The organism is Brevundimonas sp. 1080, from assembly GCF_040545985.1.
Taxonomy (GTDB): domain Bacteria; phylum Pseudomonadota; class Alphaproteobacteria; order Caulobacterales; family Caulobacteraceae; genus Brevundimonas.
On sequence record NZ_JBEPMW010000001.1, the window covers coordinates 318,607 to 340,254 of the forward strand.

General features: G+C 64.0%; 13 protein-coding genes. 6 read left to right on the forward strand and 7 right to left on the reverse strand.

Annotated elements, in window-relative coordinates; genetic code table 11:
- Positions 1–14: 14 nt before the first annotated feature.
- Positions 15–1,601, reverse strand: coding sequence for a cell division protein FtsZ (gene ftsZ, locus ABIC32_RS01685; RefSeq protein ID WP_354071886.1), 1,587 nt, complete (start codon positions 1,599–1,601; stop codon positions 15–17).
- Between the two features lie 227 nt (positions 1,602–1,828).
- Positions 1,829–3,883, reverse strand: a complete 2,055-nt coding sequence (locus ABIC32_RS01690; protein WP_199061583.1) for an alpha/beta hydrolase family protein — start codon at positions 3,881–3,883, stop codon at positions 1,829–1,831.
- 331 nt (positions 3,884–4,214) lie between these two features.
- Between ABIC32_RS01690 and ABIC32_RS01695 the strand changes: the two genes are divergently transcribed.
- On the forward strand, positions 4,215–7,322 hold the full coding sequence (locus ABIC32_RS01695; protein ID WP_199061585.1) for a TonB-dependent receptor plug domain-containing protein: 3,108 nt from the start codon (positions 4,215–4,217) through the stop codon (positions 7,320–7,322).
- A gap of 158 nt (positions 7,323–7,480) precedes the next feature.
- Here ABIC32_RS01695 and ftsA read toward each other — a convergent pair whose 3' ends face one another.
- From ftsA to murC, 5 genes are all read right to left on the reverse strand, one after another.
- Positions 7,481–8,773, reverse strand: coding sequence for a cell division protein FtsA (gene ftsA, locus ABIC32_RS01700; RefSeq protein WP_354072928.1), 1,293 nt, complete (start codon positions 8,771–8,773; stop codon positions 7,481–7,483).
- A 55-nt stretch (positions 8,774–8,828) separates the two neighbouring features.
- Positions 8,829–9,716 (reverse strand): cell division protein FtsQ/DivIB, encoded by an 888-nt coding sequence (locus ABIC32_RS01705; protein WP_354071889.1) that lies wholly within the window; start codon positions 9,714–9,716, stop codon positions 8,829–8,831.
- Positions 9,704–10,645, reverse strand: coding sequence for a D-alanine--D-alanine ligase (locus ABIC32_RS01710; RefSeq protein ID WP_354071891.1), 942 nt, complete (start codon positions 10,643–10,645; stop codon positions 9,704–9,706). Before ABIC32_RS01710 ends, ABIC32_RS01705 begins: the two co-directional genes overlap by 13 nt.
- A gap of 77 nt (positions 10,646–10,722) precedes the next feature.
- Positions 10,723–11,625, reverse strand: a complete 903-nt coding sequence (murB, locus tag ABIC32_RS01715; RefSeq protein WP_354071893.1) for a UDP-N-acetylmuramate dehydrogenase — start codon at positions 11,623–11,625, stop codon at positions 10,723–10,725.
- On the reverse strand, positions 11,622–13,034 hold the full coding sequence (murC, locus tag ABIC32_RS01720) for a UDP-N-acetylmuramate--L-alanine ligase (RefSeq protein ID WP_354071895.1): 1,413 nt from the start codon (positions 13,032–13,034) through the stop codon (positions 11,622–11,624). The genes murB and murC overlap by 4 nt, the downstream gene beginning before the upstream one ends.
- Before the next feature lie 182 nt (positions 13,035–13,216).
- Between murC and ABIC32_RS01725 the strand changes: the two genes are divergently transcribed.
- From ABIC32_RS01725 to ABIC32_RS01745, 5 genes are all read left to right on the forward strand, one after another.
- Positions 13,217–15,304, forward strand: a complete 2,088-nt coding sequence (locus ABIC32_RS01725) for a catalase (protein WP_354071897.1) — start codon at positions 13,217–13,219, stop codon at positions 15,302–15,304.
- Between the two features lie 97 nt (positions 15,305–15,401).
- The gene (locus tag ABIC32_RS01730) at positions 15,402–16,493 is read left to right on the forward strand and encodes a site-specific DNA-methyltransferase (RefSeq protein WP_354071899.1); all 1,092 of its coding nucleotides are present in this window, start codon (positions 15,402–15,404) and stop codon (positions 16,491–16,493) included.
- 210 nt (positions 16,494–16,703) lie between these two features.
- Positions 16,704–17,816 carry a glycosyltransferase family 4 protein gene (locus tag ABIC32_RS01735; RefSeq protein ID WP_354072930.1) on the forward strand — a complete coding sequence of 371 codons (1,113 nt, stop codon included), beginning with the start codon at positions 16,704–16,706 and terminating at the stop codon, positions 17,814–17,816.
- 119 nt (positions 17,817–17,935) lie between these two features.
- Complete coding sequence (locus tag ABIC32_RS01740) at positions 17,936–19,351, forward strand: pilus assembly protein TadG-related protein (RefSeq protein ID WP_354071901.1); 1,416 nt, start codon at positions 17,936–17,938, stop codon at positions 19,349–19,351.
- 148 nt (positions 19,352–19,499) lie between these two features.
- Complete coding sequence (locus tag ABIC32_RS01745) at positions 19,500–21,647, forward strand: amylo-alpha-1,6-glucosidase (RefSeq protein ID WP_137722200.1); 2,148 nt, start codon at positions 19,500–19,502, stop codon at positions 21,645–21,647.
- Position 21,648 lies beyond the last annotated feature (1 nt).

Consider the following 21,648-nt stretch of genomic DNA (forward strand, 5'->3'; position numbering starts at 1 on the left):
GTCATTTGGGACGTTTAGTTGGCCAGACGGCGGAGAAAGGATGGGATTTCCAGGTCGTCATCGGCCTGTCCCGCCTCCGGTTCTGGATGTTGGACCGGTTGAGCCGAAGAGCGTGCCTGATGCGACGATTGCGGCGCATAGGACATGTCGTGCTGAGGCTGGGTGCGCTTGCCGCGACCAAACAGGCTCCAGCCGCTGCGGCGGTGGTCACGGTCGTCGTAACCCTCGTCGGCTTGGGGCTGCTGGGCCGCAGGCGCGGCGCGCTCATAGAGATCGCCTTGCGGCGCGACGCGCGGGGCCGGCGCGCGGGTCTCATATTCCTCGACCCAGGGATCAACGATAGGGTCCAGAGCGCGCGGCTGCGGCTCGGCGACGCGGATCACCGGCTCGGGGCGCGGTTCCGGTTCGCGAGCGGCAGGGGCCTGAAAGGTCGGCACAACCGGCGCCGCATCGATGCGGGGCTCAGGCGCGCGCGGGGCTTCTGCGCGGACCGGCTCGCGGTAGGCGTCGCGGGTCGGTTCCGGGGCGCGCGAGGCTTGCGTGCCATACAGACCACCAGCCGAGCGGCGAGCGTCATGACCAGCCAGCGGCGCGCTGGCGGCCGGCGGCGCGATGGGTTCGATGCGACGCACTTCGCCCTCGTCCATGCCGGTCGCGACGACCGAGACGCGGATCTTGCCATCCAGGGCCGGGTCGAAAGCGGCGCCGAAGATGATGTTGGCGTCGCCGTCCACTTCCGCGCTGATGGCGTTGGCGGCTTCGTCGACTTCCAGCAGGGTCATGTCCAGACCGCCGGTGATGTTCACCAGCACGGCCTTGGCGCCCTTCAGACTGGTCTCGTCCAGCAGCGGGTTGGCGATGGCGTTCTGGGCCGCCAGCAGGGCGCGGTCGTCGCCCGTGGCCTCGCCCGTGCCCATCATCGCCTTGCCCATCTCGGACATGACGGCGCGCACGTCGGCGAAGTCCAGGTTGATCAGGCCAGGCAGGATCATCAGGTCGGTGATCGAGCGCACGCCCGAGTGCAGGACCTGATCGGCCATGCCGAAGGCGTCGGCGAAGGTCGTGCGCTCATTGGCGACGCGGAACAGGTTCTGGTTCGGGATGACGATCAGGGTGTCGACATAGCGTTGCAGCTCGGCGACGCCCGCGTCGGCCAGACGCATGCGGTGACGACCTTCAAAGGTGAAGGGCTTGGTAACGACGCCGACGGTCAGGATGCCGCGATCACGCGCGCATTTGGCGATGACAGGGGCCGCGCCGGTGCCGGTGCCGCCGCCCATGCCGCAGGTGATGAAGACCATGTGCGCACCTTCTAGGTGCTGATGGATCTCGTCAGCGGACTCCTCGGCGGCGTTCATGCCGACTTCGGGGTGGGCGCCGGCGCCCAGACCCTGGGTGATGGTTTCGCCCAGTTGGATGCGGCGATCGGTTTTGGCGAAGCTGAGGTGCTGCGCGTCGGTGTTGGCCACGACGAACTCGACCCCTTCGAGACCGGCGTCGATCATGTTGTTCACGGCGTTGCCGCCGGCGCCGCCGACGCCGAACACGACGATGCGGGGCTTCAGTTCAGTGTGTTGCGGCTTGACCAATGAGAGCGACATTTTCTGTTTCCGACCTGCTGACCCGCCCCTTCAAACCAACCGACCGCCCCGCCGAATCGCTTTGGTTATGAGCGCGTTAAGGATTGCGCCCATGAAGGTTAAGAGAAGGTTACGGCGATAATGTGAGTCGGACTGTGCGAAAGCATAAAAGCCAGCTTTGCTGGAGCTTTACACAAAAAAAAAGGGTAGCCCCGGGGCTACCCCTTAGCCTTACCATGATCGGACGATCAAAGCCCGCCCGGGCCGCAGTCGTTTTTCATGAAGTCCTCGACACTAGTGAGGATGCTAGCGAAGTTGGCCGGAGTCCACGTGTTCAACGTGTGTTCCATATCAGGCAGGATCGTCAGCTTGACCGGCTTGCCAGCCGCACGCATGGCCGCAGCCATGGCCTCCGATTCAGCCGGCAGCACTCTTGTATCGCGGTCGCCGGTGTAGAGAAACAGGGGCACATTGATCTCGTTCACCCGACGCAGGGGATCCTCTCCATCCGCCGTCGGATGCTGGAATTCTCGCAGGAAGCGGCTGTTATACGTGCCCTTCTTGAATAGCGCGATCGTGGCGGGCCCGGCCCCTGCTGCAGCGCACTGATAGATATTGTTCGAGCGCACAGCCGCCATCATCGACGCATAGCCGCCATAGGAATAGCCGTGCATAGCAATCCGGTCTGGCGCGGCAACGCCTTGAGCGATCAGATAACGGGCGCCGTCGTCGTTGTCGTCTTGCATTTTGCGACCCCATTCGCGGTCACCGGCACGCCACAGCCGCTCTCCCCAACCTTGCGAACCGCGAAACTGCGGTTGCAAAACGGCGTAGCCTCGCGCCGCAAAATATTGCGTCCAACCGGAGACATCCCACGCAAGATTGTCTCGCGCCCAAGGTCCGCCATGTGGGGTGATGATTGTTGGATATGGTCCGGCGCCATAAATCGCCGGATCCGGCTTGGTCAGGAACGCTGGTATCATCAGTCCGTCACGCGCCTCGTACTGAATCAGCGTAGTTTCACCCAGCGGCGCACCCTGCAGTTCAGGATAGGCGCGGCCCAACAACCGCACGCGACCACCTATCAGGATGTAGTATTCTGGTGGGACGCGCGGTCCCGACTTCGAAATGATAATTGTTGAGCGATCATCGGACGTCGCCGACAGCGAAATGTCCGCGCCATCACCAACCGAGAAACGACTACGCTCACCTGTCTCGATATCCGTCCACGATACCGGCACGGTTGTAATGTTCAGGGCCTGGCGGAGATCTTTGTACGCTTGGTCCAGCGCCGGATCTGTATAGAAACTGCGCGATCGTTCTCCATCATATGTAAAGCCTACGACCTCGCCGAAATCCGCTGGTGATCTCGAACGTATGACCCCCCCAGCGTCGAACAATGGGTGAGCAAAGGCTACTTCTCCGAACTGACGTTCGCGAATTTTGTACTCGTAGATCGCAGAACGGTCACGCCCCTCAGTCTTATTGACAAACACGATGTTTGGATCGTTCGAAAAACCGACAATCTCGACAGGTTGGCGATCACGGGCATAATAACGGAAATGCTCAGCCCACTCGCCAGTGTCAGGATTCTTTAGCCACTGACCGATGTAAGCGGCGCCATTGTCAAAGTCGAACTGCGACTTGGCCCGAATTTCCCCGTTCAGATCAGCGGTTTCACCACTAAAGCGATCGGAGCCTCGCTCAACGCGCTCCGCACGTCCTGTATAGAGGTTCAACTTGTATTTGTCGCCTCTGATAGGATCGGCGACAATGATATTTTGCGGATCGCGCGGCAGGTCGCTGATCAAGCGTCCAACGCCCACAACTGCCTGTTGCGTGGCGTCCAGGCCATCGAACTGCAACGAGTTGCGGGCCGGCTGACCGTCTAACGTCAGCACCAATGACCGCTGGAGAAAGCTGCGCTCTCGCTGGCCGCTAAAAGGGTTGAAGTCCCTGAGCTGCTGCGTCGTGACGAAAATTCTGTCGTTCTTGATGAACTGCACCCCGACGACGTCTGCGCGTTCATTGTCAGAGCCGATAATAAAAGGCGCCTTGTCCAGTTCCGCCGTGGTCCATAAGGCCACCACACGCTTCACCCCGTCGGGCGAAATTACGGCGACAACGTGCTTGCCGTCAGGCGAAACGTCCACCGAAGCGATCGCCGGCCGCCGGGCAAACGCCGTCGCGGCGGGCGGCGTAGCGCCAGAGAGCTGCACTTTCGCATAGCTCGGCGCGGGTACGCCGCTCAAAACGACTGCAGTCATGACCCCGCAGACCACTGCTTTAATAGCTGATTTCATTATTCTAACACGCGAAAAAGCGCGGCCCCCACGACCTGAAACTTCGTTATCCAAGCACCTGACAGCCCGACAGCGCAAGAGCGTTTGCTCGATACGCTGACGGTGCTCGACGCATGTCAGATTTAACACCGCCGCGTGATATCGATGTAACATAAGCCGTTAACTTGACACCACCTCGCCACATTCGGCTTGGTTTGGACGGTGTTTACGGGCAGATAACGTTGTCCGTTGATGCGTGATCGGCGTGTCGGAATTTGTTGGGGAATCTTGAAATATGAAGTCTAGTAGGAAAAACCTGCTCGCAACTACGGTCATAGCCGGCATCGCCGTCATGGCTCCATCGTTCGCGGTGGCGCAGGCCCAAACCACTCAGGCACAGCGTCAGCAGCAGCAACAACGCGAGGAAGAAGCCGCTCAGGTCGACGAAGTCGTCGTCACCGGTTCGCGGATCCGTCGTAACGAGTTCACCAGCTCGCAGCCGATCCAGGTCATCACCTCCGAACAATCGACGCTTGAGGGCTTGGTCGACACGACGGAGATCCTGCAGGGATCGACGGCCGCGAACACCGCGACCCAGATCAATAACTTCTTCACCGGCTTCGTCACCACCGGCGGTCCTGGCGTAAACACCGTGTCGCTTCGCGGCTTGGGTGCGCAGCGGACGCTCGTCCTGATTAACGGTCGTCGCGCCGGTCCCGCCGGCGTACGTGGCACGGTCGGCCCGACCGACCTGAACACCATCCCGGGCTCGCTCATTGAGCGTGTTGAGGTCCTGACAGACGGCGCTTCGTCGATCTACGGCTCAGACGCCGTCGCCGGCGTCATCAACATCATCACCAAGACCAATCTGGACGGCGGCGCGCTCGAAGTTTACGCTAATGCGCCGTTCGAAGGCGGCGGCGAGCAGTACCGCATCAGCGGCTCTTTTGGTAAGGCGTTCGACCGTGGCTACGCCAACATCGGAGTCGATTATTACGAGCGCCAAGCCCTGTTGTTTGGAGATCGTGAGCACTTCAAGTGCCCGCAGGACCGAGTCTTCGCAGACCCTGATCTGACGATCCGCCGCGACGTTCTCGAAAACGGCGACTTCAAATGCGATTTCGTAGTCAACTCCATCTTCCGTACGCAGCTGGCTGGCAGCGCCGGCCCGGTTCTCGCGCGCAATCGTCGTGATGGCGATTATGTATTCAATTCGACCGCGGTGCAGGGCGGCGGCTTCACGGGCTGCGACATGCCCGGATTCCAACTGACGGCAGGCGGTTTCAACACGCCTGGCGTAACTGCTGCGACGGCGACGCCCACAAATACCTGCTCGATCGCCAACCAATCGACGGCGCTGCGTAGAGCCGCATACTCGGTCTATCCGCTGTACAATGACCGCTATGAATCCCGCACTGCGGTCTCGCCCGTCAAGCGCTACTCGATCACCAGCTTCGGTGGATATGACATCACGCCGAACATCGAGTTGTTCACAGAACTGCTTTGGAACCGTCGCGAGTCAGAGCAAGTCAGCTGGCGCCAACTCTTCCCGACAGTTTCACCCAACCACTCTCGCAACCCCTTCGGCGGTCCTTTCAACGGGACGACCAACACCTTCAACGGCGGCTACTATGTGACGCCAGTTGCTTTGGTCGACAGCTACAACGAGCAGACCGTCGATTACGCCCGTGGCGTTCTCGGGTTGCGAGGTGACGTCTCACTGTTCGGCAAGAGCTGGGATTGGGAAGTGGCCGGTCAGTACAGCAAGTCGGACGGCACCTACGGTGGCAACTTCTTCTACAACGACCGCGTCGAGGCTACGGCCGGCTACTATGCGCTATTCGGCGTGGACGCGCGCGGCCGCGCTTTCGATGCTAACAAGGACGGTGTGATCAACGCCGCCGATCAGGTTGCTCGTCCGTTCGGCGCCGCAAACGGCAACTGCGACGTAGCAATCCTGATCTCCGCGACCAGCTGCCCGGCTGGCGGGGTGAACTGGTTCACACAGAACTTCCTTGAAAACGGTCAACTGTCTCCCGAAGAAGCTGCGTTCATCACCGGCTACGAAGAAGGCAAGACGGAATACATTCACCAGTACATCGAAGGTGTCATTTCGGGTGAAGCCTTCAACCTGCCCGCAGGCCCCTTGGGCGTGGCGCTTGGCTTCCACATCCGTAAGGAAGAAATCGACGACCAACCTGGTCCGGAACAACAGCGTAATAACCTGTGGGGTTCGACCGCCGCCGGTCGCACCAAGGGTTCGGACACCGTCAAGGAAGTCTTCGCCGAGCTGGATATTCCGGTGATCAAGGATGTCTTCCTGATCGACCAACTGACCGCTAACGTATCGGGTCGATATTCTGACTACGACTCGTACGGTGAGAACTCGACCTATAAGGTCGGCCTGAACTGGCGCATCACGCCGGAATGGCGCATTCGCTCGTCTTATGGCACGTCGTTCCGCGCACCTGCGCTTTACGAACTGTATCTGGCCAATCAGACCAGCTTCCTGGGCCAAGCCAACATCGACCCGTGCCGCAACTACGGCACAAGCACCAACGAACGTCTTCGCACGAACTGCGCCTCGCAAGGCATTCCGGACAACTTCAATGATCCGGGCTCGTCGGCGGTTGTCGTTACGGGTGGTGGCGTTGGCATCCTGAATCCCGAAACGGCTGACTCCTTGTCTGTTGGTCTGATCTGGACGCCGACCTTCGCCGACCTGAGCATCGCGGTGGACTATTTCGACATCACCGTGAAGGACCAAGTCGCCCAATTCGGCGCTGCCAACATCGTGTCGGCCTGCTACAACTCGGAAAACTTCCCGAACGACGCGCTCTGCACCCTGTTCACGCGTGACCTCACGGCTGGTTCGGCTCGCCGCTATCAGATCCTGACCGTCAACGACAGCTACGTGAATATTTCGCAGCAGCAGAACAAGGGTCTGGACATCAATGTTCGCTACAAGAAGGAACTGTCGTTCGTCGACGTAACCTTCAACGGACGCGTGAGCCACATCCTCGACTGGACTCAGCAGGTGTTCAATGCTTCGGCGCCAACTCTGCTGAACAGCCGGATTGGCAGCCCTGAAACCGTCGGTAACTTCTCGGTCCGCTTCGACCGGGGTGACTGGACTGTCTTCTACGGCGTAGATTACGTGGGCGAATCCGACAACCAGTTCCTGTTCCCGCTCGCTGCGAACGCCAACGGCGCCACCACCTTCCTTGGTGAGCCGGTCTTCGTGGAACGCGGCACTGACGCCTACCTCAACCATACGATTTCGGTGCGTAAGCGCATTGACAAGTGGACGATCCAGGCCGGCATTCAGAACCTGTTCGACGAAAACCCTCCTTACTTGGGTATCTCGAGCGGCGCGAGCGTCATCGGCAACACCCCGTTGGCCAGTCAGTACGACTGGGTGGGTCGTTCGGGCTTCATCAATATCCAGCGCACCTTCTAAAGGCGCGGAACCAACAAAACTCGGGGCGGCTGGGAAACCAGCCGCCCTTCTTCTTTGGAGCATCAATCCGAACCGCGAAGATCAGCAGGCGTCCACGCAACCGTATTCCCCTACTGGGGATCAGGGTGCGAGGCGTCTCTTCGACGATAGCGAAGGTGTTAGAGGTTGTCGCGGAGCCAGCCGGCCACACGCCCCACCACATTCCCGCGGTGAATGCGCGGCGCATCCGCAGCCGTGATCTGGCGCGCCATCAGCTTTCTCGCCGACACCGCCTCGCGCGGTCCGTAGGCGGCGCGGAGGAGGACGCCGGCGGTGGCGCAGAAGGCGGGGCCGGAGGCGGCGTCGGCCAAATGTGGCGCTCGTTGGGGTTTTCCGAGGCGGACAGGACGGTCGAAGACCCGCACGGCCAGCTCGCGCACGCCGTTCAGCTGGCTGGCGCCGCCGGTCAGGACAAGGCCTGCACCGGGCTCCAGGCCCACGCCCGCGTTTTTCAGCCGATCACGGAGCAGTTCGAAGGTTTCCTCGACGCGGGGGGCGATGACGGTCTTCAGCATGGCGCGCGGGACGATGACAGGGCCGGCCGAGGCGTCCTCGCCGCGCGGCGGAGCCTCCAGCATTTCGCGGTCCTCGTTGGCGCTGGCCATGGCCGAGCCGTGCAGGGTCTTGAGCCGTTCGGCGCCGGCCTTGGACGTGGACAGGCCGCGCGCGATGTCCGAGGTGACGTGGTCGCCGCCGACATTCAGGCTTTCGATATGCAGCAGGGACCGGCCGCCCCACACGGCGGCGCTGGTCGAGCCGCCGCCCATGTCGATGCAGACGGCGCCCAGATCCATCTCGTCTTCTTCCAGCGCGGCCAGAGACGAGACGACCGGTGCGGCGGCGACGCCTTGCAGATCCAAGTGCGCCAGCTCCAGGCAGTGGCTGAGGGTCGTGAAGACGTTCTCGGCCATCGAGACGACCAACAGATCCAGCCCCAGCGAGCCGCCCCGCATCGAGCGCGGATCATGCACGCCACGCGCGCCGTCGACCGACCAGGCAATAGGCAGGACGTGGATCGGGCGACGGTTGGGCAGGCGAATCTGGGCCAGGGCCATGCCGATGGCGCGCGCCAGATCGGCATCGCCGACCGGATTGGCGCCTAGCGAGACCCGGGCCTGCACCCGGTGGCTGGCCATCTGGCCGATGGCGGTCGTGACGACGACGCCGGACACCGGGCTCTGGGCGGCGCGCTCGGCGCGTTCGACGGCGTGGCCGATGGCCTGGGCCGCCTCATCCATATTGATGATGGCCCCGCCCCTGACGCCCTTGGACTGGACGTGGCTGGCGCCTGCGACGCGGATGGTGCGGTCGGCGTGACGGACGCCGTCCGGCTTCATGATGAAGCACGAGACCTTGGATTGCCCGATGTCCAACGCAGCGACCACGGGCGCACGTCCGGCGCGAGAATCCATGCCCCGACCGTGATCATTCGCCGCGCCGCGTTGCTTGGTCATGTCTCTACGGTCCTTAGGCGTCGCCGGCGGGTCGCACGGCGACCTCGTCGGGGGTTCTGAGATCGACGCGGGCGAAGCCCAGGTCGAGCAGGCGTTCGCGCTGGTCCAGCGCATCGAGGCGGATCAAAGCCGCCTCCTGTTCGGTGGCGGGAAGCTGGATCAGGCTGCCGTCTTTGAGACGCAGGTCCCAGCGGCGCTCATCCACGCGCACCAAGGCGTCCACCATCCCCATCAGTCGCGGGCGCTGGGCCAGCAGAGGCAGGATTTCGCCCGCCGCCACGTCGGCGCCCTTGCCCACAACCAGCGGCAGCGTCGGATAGCGACGCGCGTCGGCGCCGTCGATGACCTGGCCCCGGTTGTCGATCACCTTGATCTGACCGGCTTCCTGCCAGACGGCGAGGCGGTCGTGTTCCTTGACCTCGACGATCAGGGTGTCGGGCAACAGGCGCACCACGCGCGCCTCCTTGACCCAACCCACGCCCTGAACCCGCGTGCGGATGGCGTCCAGATCCAGGCTTGTGATCGGCTGACCGGAATACAGGCCCAGCGCGCGCTGGATCGCCGGCTCAGCTTCCGGCGAGGCGCCGGTGATGTGCACCCGCTTCAGCGTCAGGCCCATACCGGCCGTCACACTGTCCAGGCCATGCGAAACCGAGGCGCCGATACGCTCCGCGCGAGCGCCCGTGGCCAGAATTCCGACCAGCAGCAGCGCACCGGCGCCCAGCGCGATCACGGCGGTGCGCGGCGAAATATCGACACGGCCGATGGCGGCCATCTTGCCGGGAACGGCGGACGCGTTCTGGGCCGCGCTACGCGACCGTCCCCCGCCTTTGGAAGCCGAACCGCGCTGTGGAGCCTGATTAGAACCCTGTCGCCGGCCGCCGCGAACTACCGCGGGCATGAGGCGTCCTCCACCATCCACCGAACCAGATCGTCATAGCTCATCCCGGTATGGGCGGCCTGCTCGGGCGCGAGCGAAGTCGGGGTCATGCCGGGCTGGGTATTGACCTCCAACAGGACCAGATCGTCCTTAACATCATCATAACGGAAGTCGGATCGCGACACGCCGCGGCACCCCATGGCCACGTGCGCCGCCTCGGCCTGACGCAGCGCCTTGTCGAACACGTGCGGCGGCAGGACGGCCGGCAGGACGTGCACCGATCCGCCCGGCGCATATTTGGCCTCGTAGTCGTAGAAGCCCTTGGTCGGGGTGATGTCGGTGACCGTCAGGGCGCGCGGCCCGGCCGGTTCGCCCAGCACGGTGACGCACAGCTCCTTGCCGGCGATATAGGGCTCGACGACGACCTGCTCGCCGTAAGCCCAGCCCGGCTCGCCCACTTCGGAAACCGGACGGTTGGCGCCTTCGCGCACCAGGAAGACGCCGACCGACGAGCCTTCGGCATTCGGCTTGACCACATAGGGCGGGTCGATGACGTGACGGCTGGCGACCTCGTGACGATCGTAAAGACCGCCGCCCGGCACCTTGATGCCCGCCGCCCGCAGCACGGCCTTGGACTTGTCCTTGTCCATCGCCAGGGCCGAGGCCAGCACGCCGGAATGAGTGTAGGGAATCCGCAGGGTTTCCAGCACGCCCTGAACGCAGCCGTCCTCACCCCAGGCGCCGTGCAGGCAGTTCAGGACCACGTCCGGCTTGATCAGGCCCGAAAGCACATTGGCCAGGTCACGCCCGGCGTCCACGCGGCTGACGCGCACGCCCTGCCGCTCCAGCGCGCGCGCGCACTGCTCGCCTGACGAGAGGGACACCTCCCGCTCTGCGGAAAGGCCGCCCATCAGGACGGCGACGTGAAGGTCTTTGAAAGCGCGGGCCATGACGCCCTGGATTGGGGCCTACATGTTTAACAGGCCGTCAACCATTCGCGTCCGCCGACCATTTTTGCGCGGGTTTTTTATCCCGCTCGGCCGATCCGCTTGATTTCCCACTCCAGCTGAACGCCGGTCTTCGCCAGGACATCGGCGCGAACCGCCTCGCCCAGGCCTTCGATGTCTGCGGCTGTCGCCTCGCCGGGATTGATCATGAAGTTGGAATGCAGTTCGCTGAACTTGGCCCCACCGCCCGTCTCGGCGTGCAGCTTGCCGCGCCAGCCGGCCTCATCCACCAGCTTCCACGACGAATGGCCCTCGGGGTTCTTGAACGTCGAACCGCCCGTCTTCTCACGGATGGGCTGGGTCGTCTCGCGACGGCTGGTGATCTCGGAGATCCGGGCCGCCACCGCCTCGGGTTCGTCAGCCGCGCCGCGATAGGTCGCCTCGATCCAGATGATGTCGGCCGGCGCCCGGGAATGGCGATAGGTGTAGCCGAAGTCGGCCAGATCGTAATGGACCCGCTCGCCCGCCCGCGTCAGGCCCCAGGCCGACACCAGCACGTCCTTGGTCTCGGAGCCGTAGCAACCGGCGTTCATGGTCAGGGCGCCGCCGATCGTGCCCGGAATGCCGGCGTAGAATTCCAGCCCGGCGATCCCCGCCTTGGCGCTGGCCTTGGCGACCATCGAATCCAGCGCGCCCGCGCCGGCCGTGACCGTGTCGCCGTCCGTCGTGATCTGCGCCCACGGGCGGCCCGCCAGGCGGATCACCACGCCCTCGACCCCGCCGTCACGGACGATGACGTTCGATCCGACGCCCAGAACCGCCACCGGCACGGCCGGGTCCAGCGCCTTCAGGAAATCCGCTAGATCCTCGGCGTCCGCCGGAATGAACAGGGCCTCGGCCGCGCCGCCCACCCGGAACCAGGTATAAGGAGCCAGCGGCTCGTTCCGCAGCAGCTTGCCGCGCACTTCGGGCAGAGCGATCACGCCAGGGTCTCCAGCTGCGCCGGCAGGCCATAGGCCCAGCTGGTGATGTCGCCGGCCCCCAGCAGCACGACGACGTCGCCGGATTTGGCCTCATCCTTGATCAGGCGCGGCAGCACAGCGGCGTTTTCCAAGGCCTGGACGTGACGGTGACCGTAACGGCGCACCCCGTCGGCCAGGGCGTGCTTGTCCACCCCCTCGATCGGCTGTTCGCCTGCGGGATAGACATCGGCGACGATCACGCTGTCCGCGTCCGAGAAGCAGGTCGAGAACTCGTCCATCAGGTCGCGCAGGCGCGTGTAGCGGTGCGGTTGAACCACGGCGATGACCCGACCCTCCGTTACCTGACGCGCGGCCTTCAGCACGGCGGCGATCTCGACCGGGTGGTGGCCGTAGTCGTCGACGATGCGGACGCCGCCCACGACGCCGGTGGTGGTGAAGCGTCGCTTGACCCCGCCGAAGCCGGCAAGGCCCGCGCGGATCGCGTCGTCAGACACATCCAGCTCGCGGGCCACGGCGATCGCAGCCAAGGCGTTCGACACATTGTGCCAGCCGGCCATCGGCAGATGAACGCCCGAGATCACATGGGTTTCGCCATTCTGAATGACGACGTCGAAGCGACAGCCGTCCGGCCCCATCTCGACATTGTCGGCCCGCACCATCGCCTGCGGATTGACGCCGTAGGTCACGAGCCGCCGGTTATCGATGGCCGCGACCAGCTTCTGCACCTCCGGATGGTCCAGGCAGACAGCGGCGAACCCGTAGAAGGGGATGTTCTCGACAAAGTCCACGAACGCCTTCCGCACCCCGTCGAAGTCGCCGTAGTGGTCCAAATGTTCAGGATCGATGTTGGTGACGATGGCCACCGTCGATTTCAGGCGCAGGAAACTGCCGTCCGACTCGTCCGCCTCCACCACGATCCAGTCGCCGTCGCCGACCTTGGCGTTGGTGCCATAGGCGTTGATGATGCCGCCGTTGACCACCGTCGGATCCAGGCCCGCCGCATCCAGCAGGGCCGCCACCATCGAGGTCGTCGTCGTCTTGCCGTGCGTGCCGCCCACAGCGATCGAGAACTGCAGCCGCATCAGCTCGGCCAGCATCTCGGCCCGGCGCACCAGCGGGATGCGGCGCTCGCGGGCCGCCTTCATCTCGGGATTGTCAGCCTTGACCGCCGTAGAATAGACCACGGCTGAGACCCCCTCGCCCACATGGGCGGCGTCGTGGCCGATGAAGATCTTGGCGCCAAGCTGCTCCAGCCGCTCGGTATTGGCGCTGGCCTTGGCGTCAGAGCCCTGCACCGAATAGCCGATCTTCAGCATGATCTCGGCGATGCCGCTCATGCCGATGCCGCCGATGCCGACGAAATGAACGGGACCGAGGTCGAACGGGACGGGGCGAAGGCGTGCGATCATTTTCGCCTCATAAACGCCGCCTCGCCTCCTGCGAAGTGCGCGCCGCATACGGAGCGAACTTTTCTAAGGACGATCGGGCGCCGCTGTGCGCGAACTCGCACAGAACTATTGCGCCTCCACCGAGTTGTCTTCGGGAACGCGCGCGGCTCCCGCTTGCGCCGCTGCCCCAAAGGACTCTCAAGATGGCCAAGAACGCAAAGCCGGCCGGCGCGCCGACAATCGGCAACGCCGGCGAGGTGCACCAGACCGCCTCGACGCCTGAGACCCGCCTGACCACAAATCACGGGACGCCGATCAGCGACAATCAGAACTCGCTCAAGGCCGGGCCGCGCGGCTCGACCCTGCTGGAAGACTTCATCCTCCGCGAGAAGATCCAGCATTTCGACCACGAGCGTATCCCTGAGCGGATCGTCCATGCCCGCGGCTCGGCCGCCCACGGCTTCTTTGAACTGACCGACAGTCTGTCGGAGTTCACCACGGCCAAGATCCTGACCGAGGTCGGAAACAAGACCGAGCTGTTCACCCGCTTCTCGACCGTCGCCGGCGGCGCGGGCTCGGTCGATACGCCGCGCGATGTGCGCGGCTTTGCGGTCAAATTCTATACGACCGAGGGCAACTGGGATCTGGTTGGCAACAACATCCCCGTCTTCTTCATCCAGGACGCAATCAAGTTCCCGGACCTGATCCATTCGGTGAAGATGGAGGCCGACAAGGGCTATCCCCAGGCGGCCAGCGCCCACGACACCTTCTGGGACTTCATCGGCCTGATGCCCGAGAGCATGCATATGGTCATGTGGGCCATGTCGGATCGCGGCATCCCGCGCAGCCTGCGCATGATGGAAGGTTTCGGCGTCAATACCTTCCGGCTGATCAATGCCGAAGGCGAGGCGACCCTGGTCAAGTTCCACTGGCGGCCCAAGTTGGGCACGCAATCCACCTGCTGGGACGAGGCGGTGAAGATCGCCGGCGCCGACCCCGACTATCACCGCCGCGACCTGTATGAGGCCATCGATCAGGGCGACTTCCCCGAATGGGAGTTCGGCGTGCAGTTGTTCACCCAGGAACAGGCCGACGCCCTGCCCTTCGACATTCTGGATGCCACGAAGCTGGTGCCGGAAGAAGACCATCCGATCCGCATGATCGGCCGCATGGTGCTGGACCGCAACCCGGACAACTTCTTCGCCGAGACCGAACAGGTCGCTTTCCTGCCGACCAACATCGTGCCGGGCATCGACTTTTCGGAGGACCCACTGCTGCAGGGCCGGCTGTTCTCCTATCAGGACACCCAGCTGTCGCGCTTGGGCACGGTCAACTTCCACCAGATCCCGATCAACCAGGCCAAGGGCTGCCCCTTCCAGAACTTCCAGCGCGACGGCCATATGCAGATGGCTGTGCCGAAGGGCCGCGCCAACTATGAGCCCAACAGCCTGTCCGAGGCGGGCGAGGACGGCGGCCCGCGCGAAGATTCTAAGGGCGGTTTCCGCACCGCGCCCATCCCGGTCGAGGGCGAAAAGGTCCGGCTGCGCGCCGAAAGCTTCGCCGACCACTACAGTCAGGCGCGGCTGTTCTTCCGCTCCCAGACCGAGATCGAACAGGCCCACCTGGCCAGCGCCATCGTGTTCGAACTGTCCAAGGTGTCGCTCGCCTACGTTCGCGAGCGCGTTTTGGCCAATCTGCAAAACGTCGATGAGACCCTGGCCCAGCGGGTCGCAGACGGCCTGAACCTGCCCCTGCCCCAGGCGTCCGACCCCGGTGTGGCGCCCATCGATCTGGACGCCTCGCCCGCCTTGCGCATCGTCGGCAAATATCCCGACACCCTGAAGGGCCGAAAGGTCGCCATCCTGGTCGCCGACGGTTCGGACGGCGCGGTCGTCGACGCCGTCAAGGCGGCGGTTGAAGGCGACGGCGGCTCGGTCTTCATCGTCGCGCCCAAGATCGGCGGCGCCAAGCTGAAGGACGGCAAGACGCTCGCGGCCGACGGTCAACTGGCCGGCAGTCCGTCGGTCCTTTTCGACGCCGTGGCGATCGTTCTGTCCGAGGATGGCTGCGCCCAGATGCTGAAAGAAGGCGCCGCAGTCGATTTCGCCAAGGACGCCTTCGGCCACCTCAAGGCCATCGGCCACACGCCCGAGGCCCAGCCCCTGCTGGACAAAGCGGGCGTCGAGCCGGACCCCGGCGTGATCGATCTGTCCAAGGACGCCACAGGCTTCCTCGCCCCCGCCCGCACCCGGCAGTGGCAGCGCGAGCCCAAGGTGCGCATGCTGGCGTAAGGTGAGGGGTAACCGGCGTGAACGCTTCGCGCCGGTTACTCGACCTTAACCACAAGGATTCACCATAGCGGTCTCACTGTTGCGGGGCCGCGTTTCCATGTCCGATCTGAAGACCCCTGTCCTCGCCAAGGACGTCATTTATCGTGGCGACTGCATCGAGGTGCTGAAGAGCCTGCCCGACGCCTCGGTGGAAATGGTCTTCGCCGATCCGCCCTATAATCTGCAGCTGGGCGGCGACCTGCTGCGTCCCGACAACTCCAAGGTCGATGCGGTCGACGACGACTGGGACAAGTTCGCCAGCTTCGCCGAATACGACGCCTTCACCCGCGCCTGGCTGGCGGAATGCCGCCGCGTCCTGAAGCCCGAGGGCTCGATCTGGGTGATCGGCAGCTACCACAACGTCTTCCGCCTGGGATCGGCGATCCAGGATCTGGGCTTCTGGGTGCTGAACGACATCATCTGGCGCAAGTCCAACCCGATGCCGAACTTCAAGGGCACTCGGTTCACCAACGCCCACGAAACCCTGATCTGGGCCGCCAAGTCGCGGGATCAGAAGCGCTATACCTTCAACTATGATGCGCTGAAGGCTTTCAACGAAGACACCCAGATGCGCTCGGACTGGACCTTCGCCTTGTGCACGGGCGAGGAGCGGATCAAGGACGCCGACGGCAAGAAGGCCCATCCGACCCAGAAGCCCGAAGCCCTGCTGCACCGCGTCCTGCTGTCGGCGACCCGGCCCGGCGACGTAATCCTGGATCCCTTCTTCGGCACCGGCACCACCGGCGCCGCCGCCAAACGCCTCGGCCGCCATTACATCGGCATCGAGCGTGACGAGACCTATGCCGAGGTCGCCGAAACCCGCATCGCCTCGGTCATCCCTGCCCGCCCCGAAGACCTGATGGTCACAGGCTCCAAGCGCGCCGAGCCCAAGGTGCCGTTCGGCGCCCTGGTCGAGGCCGGCCTGCTGCAACCCGGCGACCGTCTGTATTGCCCAAAGGGTGAGCGCGAGGCGCGTGTTCGTGCGGACGGTTCGCTGGTTCACGGTTCGCTCAGCGGCTCGATACACAAGCTAGGCGCGCTGCTGGAGAATGCGCCGGCCTGCAACGGCTGGACCTACTGGCGGTTCAAGACCGACCAGGGGCTGAAATCCATCGACGCCCTCCGCTCGGAAGTTCGCGCCGCGATGTAAGCCGCTGCGACCGCGCGTCGCGTAAGCCACATCAATCACTTAGCCGGCAATCCGCCGCCAATACGTACGATTTCGCACACTCAATATGGGTCAGCTTCGCTGTAACCCCGCGAAACCTATGTGAAAATTCATCAGCTGCGACGGAACTTCGCAGTTGCGAGACCATTGATGTCAACGGCCCGCCAGGATGCGGTGTCGGAGCACATCACCATGAAAATCGCGCAGATCACCCCGTTGTACGAGGCTGTGCCTCCCAAGCTGTACGGCGGTACGGAGCGTGTGGTCGCGCATCTGACCGACGCCCTGGTCGAGCTGGGCCACGACGTGACGTTGTTCGCCAGCGCTGACGCCCAGACCAAGGCGCGTCTTGTGCCCGTGCGTGATCAGGCGATCCGTCTGGATCCGGCGCCGTTGAAATCCGACCTCGCCGCCCACCTGTCGATGCTGGGCGAAGTTCTGGACCGCGCCGACGAGTTCGACGTCATCCACTTCCACACCGACATGGTCCACTTCCCGCTGTTCCAGAAATATGCGGACAAGACCCTGACGACCCTGCACGGCCGTCTGGATATGAAGGACCTGCCCGGCGTCTATGCGCGTTGGAGCGAGTTCGGGCTGGTCTCCATCTCCGACGATCAGCGTAAGCCGCTGCATTTCGCCAACTGGAAAGCCACCGTCCATCACGGCATGCCGGGCGAACAGTACATCTTCTCCCCGAAGTCCGAGGGCTATCTAGCCTTCCTGGGTCGCATCTCGCCCGAGAAACGCCCTGACCGCGCCATCGAGATCGCCACCAAACTGGGCAAGCGTCTGAAGATGGCCGCCAAGGTGGACGCCGCCGACAAACGCTATTGGGAAGAAGCGATCCGCCCATTGGTTGAGGGCAATCCGCTGATCGAGTTCATCGGCGAGATCGGCGACCATCAGAAGTCCGCCTTCCTCGGCGGCGCCGAAGCCCTGCTCTTCCCCATCGACTGGCCGGAGCCGTTCGGTCTGGTGATGATCGAGGCCATGGCTTGCGGTACGCCGGTGATCGCCTTCCGTTGCGGCTCGACGCCAGAGGTTATCGAAGACGGCGCCACCGGCTTCCTGGTCGACACGATGGAGCAGGCGATCGCTGCGGCCGGGCGCGTCCATCTGCTGGACCGCGAGGCCGTGCGCGCGCGCTTCGATCTGCGCTTCTCCGCCACGGCCATGGCGCGCCGGTATCTGGACGTTTACGGCGACCTGCTGGCGCGCCGTCCGTTTGCGGAGACTGCGCTGGACAATGTGGTCACCCCGCTGCGTCCGCGTGAAGACCGCAGCTTCGCCGCCATCGCCTGAAGCAATACCTTGCCGAGGCGCCGTCGCAATCCTGAGTCTGTAACGGCGTTCACCTAAAAGTTAAGCTTATCCATATACGGTCGTCCCAAATCGGGGCGACCACTATGCATTGGACAGCGATGAGGCGGCGGCTGGCGCATCTGCGCCGGAATACCGCAGGCAACATTGCGACCTTCTTCGCCCTGTCCGCCATGGGCCTGACACTGATGGTCGGCCTGGCCATCGACATCAATCGCTATGTCTCGGTCAGGAACCAGGTGCAAGAAGCGCTCGATGCAGCAGCGTTGGGCGCTGCGGCCTCCCGCGCCCAGACGGTCAAGGAGTTGAAAGCGGTCAGCGATCCCTATCTGGAGGCCAATCTGAAGACCGGCCAACTGATCGACGGCTGGAAGACCGGCACCCAATATGTCGATGGCAAAATCGTCAGGGTGACGTTCAAGGGCGGGGTCAAGCCCATCTTCGCGGGTCTGGCCGGCGTCAAACAGTTCGATATCAACGCACTGTCCGAGGCGACGCGTGGCGTGGCGCAGAAGATCGAGACTGTTCTGGTGCTCGATAACACTTGGTCCATGAGCGAAAAGGACAGCCGGTCGATCAAGCGGATCGATGCGCTGAAGACCTCGGCCAGTTTGCTGGTCAACGAGTTGATGGCGACCGAAAGCGACGAGGTCTCGATCGGCGTCGTGCCTTATGCGGACTACGTCAATGTCGGGATTGCCAATCGCAAGGCCCCGTGGATTTCCGTGCCCGACGACTATGTTCAGGAGCGCACCTGCACGACCAAGACGACCTATAGCGGCGGCACCCCCTACCCTTGCACCACCGTGCGTGACGGCGTCAGCGAGACCGGCACCTGCTACAAGGATCAGGTGGTCAAGACGGTCACCGTCCCGCCCTATGCTTGCAACGTCAGCTACAAGTGGTTCGGCTGCGTTTATTCGCGAAACGTCGGCACGACGCGGCTGAACGACCAGTCGCCGGCGACGCCCTACAAGGGTTTCCTGACGACAGGCCAGAGTTGCCTGAATGCGGTCAGCCCCCTGTCCAAGAGCAAATCCAGCGTCCTGAACGCGATCAAAAACCTTGTCATCAATGTCGGCGGCTACAAGCCCGAGACGCACATTCCATCCGGCCTGATCTGGGGCATCAATCTGCTGTCGCCCACCGCGCCGTTCCAGGAAGCCGGGGCCTACGATCCCGCAAACCGCACGCCGCGCAAAATACTGGTGCTTATGACCGACGGTGTGAACACCCTGCGCTACCGCTCGTCCGACGGAGCGCACGTCGCCACGGTCAAACCCAATGAGCTGGCGGCGACGGATGCCGATTTCGGTTCGATCTGCACCTATGCCAAGTCGAACAAGATCGAGGTCTTCACCGTCGGCCTCAACGTGCCCACGCAGAACGGACGCAATCTGCTGAGGACCTGCGCCACCGATTCCGACCATGCCTTCCTGGCTGAGGACAGCGCCGCTCTGGAAGCCGCCTTCCGCGACATCGCGCGGTCCATCGGCGTCGTGCGGCTGATAAAGTAAGTCTCTCGGGTCGTTTGGCGATGAAAAAGCACAGGTTCGCCTGAACCCGTCGGCGACTTGCCCATTAAAGTCTGCAAGCGGCCCCTGAGCGCCGCATTCGGGTGCGACACGTTCGGCCGAGGCCTCACAACGACGGGGAAGAGACCGCATGGACGACGCCTATTCCACTCAACTGACCGCCGGTGAATCGGTCGAGGCCACGGGTCTCGAACAGCTGATGGCGCTGAAGGAAGGCGATACCTTCCTGGTCGCCGACGGATGGGGCGACATGAAGGGCGGCGCCGACGGCCTGTTCGCAGGCGACACCCGCGTCCTGTCGCGTTGGGCGATGACCGTCGGCCTGCTGAAGCCGTCGCGCCTGTCGTCCGGCGTCAGCCAGGACAACGTCTTCTTCTCCTGCCACACCACCAATCGTCCCCTGCCCCCGATGGGCGGCCGATCGGCGCCGGCCGGCGTCCTGCATATCGAGCGCCGGCGCTTCCTGTGGAACCGGCGGATGTTCGAGCGCATCCGCATGGTCAACCACGGGGTGGAGGACATCTTGCTGCCGCTGGCCTTCGATTTCGGGGCGGACTTCTTCGATATCTTCCAGGTGCGCGGCACGCCGCGAGCCAAGCGCGGAACGATCCACACGCCGACCACCGATGGTCGCCGCGTCACCTTCCGCTACACCGGCCTGGACGACGTGGACCGGTCCAGCTGCATCGCCTTTTCCGAACCGCCCGCGCGCCTGACGCATCAACGCGCCGAGTTCATGTTCAGCCTGCCCAAGGGCCGCTCGCTGGACCTCTTCATCGAGTGCGGCGTCGACGCCTGCGAGACGCCGGACGCCGATCGCTGGCGCCAGAACGCCATCCAGGCCCGCCTGGCCATGCGCGCCAAACGCCGGCGCGGCGCCTCGGTGCGCGGCCCGCGCAGCCCGCGCTTCAACGACTGGCTGGACCAGTCGCGCGCCGACATGGCGCTGTTGACCACAGACCTGCCGACCGGCCCCTATCCCTATGCGGGCACGCCGTGGTTCTCGACACCGTTCGGACGCGACGGCATCATCTCGGCCTGGCAAATGCTGTGGCTGGACCCGTCCTTGGCCAAGGGCGTGCTGACCTATCTGGCCTCGCGCCAGGCGACCGAGACCTCGCTCTATCGGGACAGCCAGCCCGGCAAGATCATGCACGAAACCCGCGGCGGCGAGATGAGCGCCCTGCACGAGGTGCCGTTCGGTCTCTACTATGGCGGGGTCGATACCACCTGCCTGTTCGTGGCCTTGGCCGGCGCCTACGCCAACCGCACCGGCGATCTGGATCTGATTCGCAAGCTCTGGCCCAATCTGATCGCGGCCGCCGACTGGATGCGCGACTATGGCGACAGCAACAATGACGGCCTGATCGACTATCAGCGCGGGGCCGACACCGGCCTGTCCAACCAGGGCTGGAAGGACTCCGAGGATTCCATCTTCCACGCCGACGGTCGCTTCCCCAAGGGTCCGATCGCGCTTCTGGAAGTTCAGGGTTACGCCTTCGCCGCCTGGAAGGCGCTGGGCGATCTGGGCGAGCGCCTGCACGACGACCGCACGACCGAATGGCGGATGCGCGCCGAACAGGTCCGCTCTCTGGTCGAGGAAAAGTTCTGGATGGAGGACGAGGGCTTCTACGCCGTGGCCCTCGACGGCGACGGACAGCAATGTCGCGCCATCGCCTCCAACGCCGGGCACCTGCTGTTCACCGGCCTGCCGTCGCTTGAACGCGCGCGACGCGTCACCAAACGCCTGCTGACCGCCGAGTTCCGCACCGGGTGGGGCATCCGCACCCTGGAGGTCGGACAGGCTCGCTTCAATCCGATGAGCTATCACAACGGCTCGGTCTGGCCGCATGATACTGCCATGGCCGCCGCCGGCATGGCGGCTTACGGTGAGCGCGATGCGGTCGCGGAAATCCTGGCCGAGATCTACGCTGCGGCCGCCCATTTCCACCTGCGGCTGCCCGAACTGTTCTGCGGCTTCCCGCGTGAGCCGGGCGAGCCGCCGATCGCCTACCCGGTCGCCTGTCTGCCTCAGGCCTGGGCGGCCGGATCGGTCTTCCTGATGCTTCAGGCGACGCTTGGCCTATCGATCGACGCCTGGACCGAGACGGTCGATCTGGCCGATCCGGTCCTGCCGGCCGGCTTGGACCGTCTGAAGATCACCGGGCTGGAAGTTGGCGGCGCCGTCGTGGATCTGAACATCCAGCACGCCGACGGTCGCGCGGTGGTCATCCCGCATCACAAGCGGGGCAAGGTTTCGATCCGCACGTTGCGCTAGG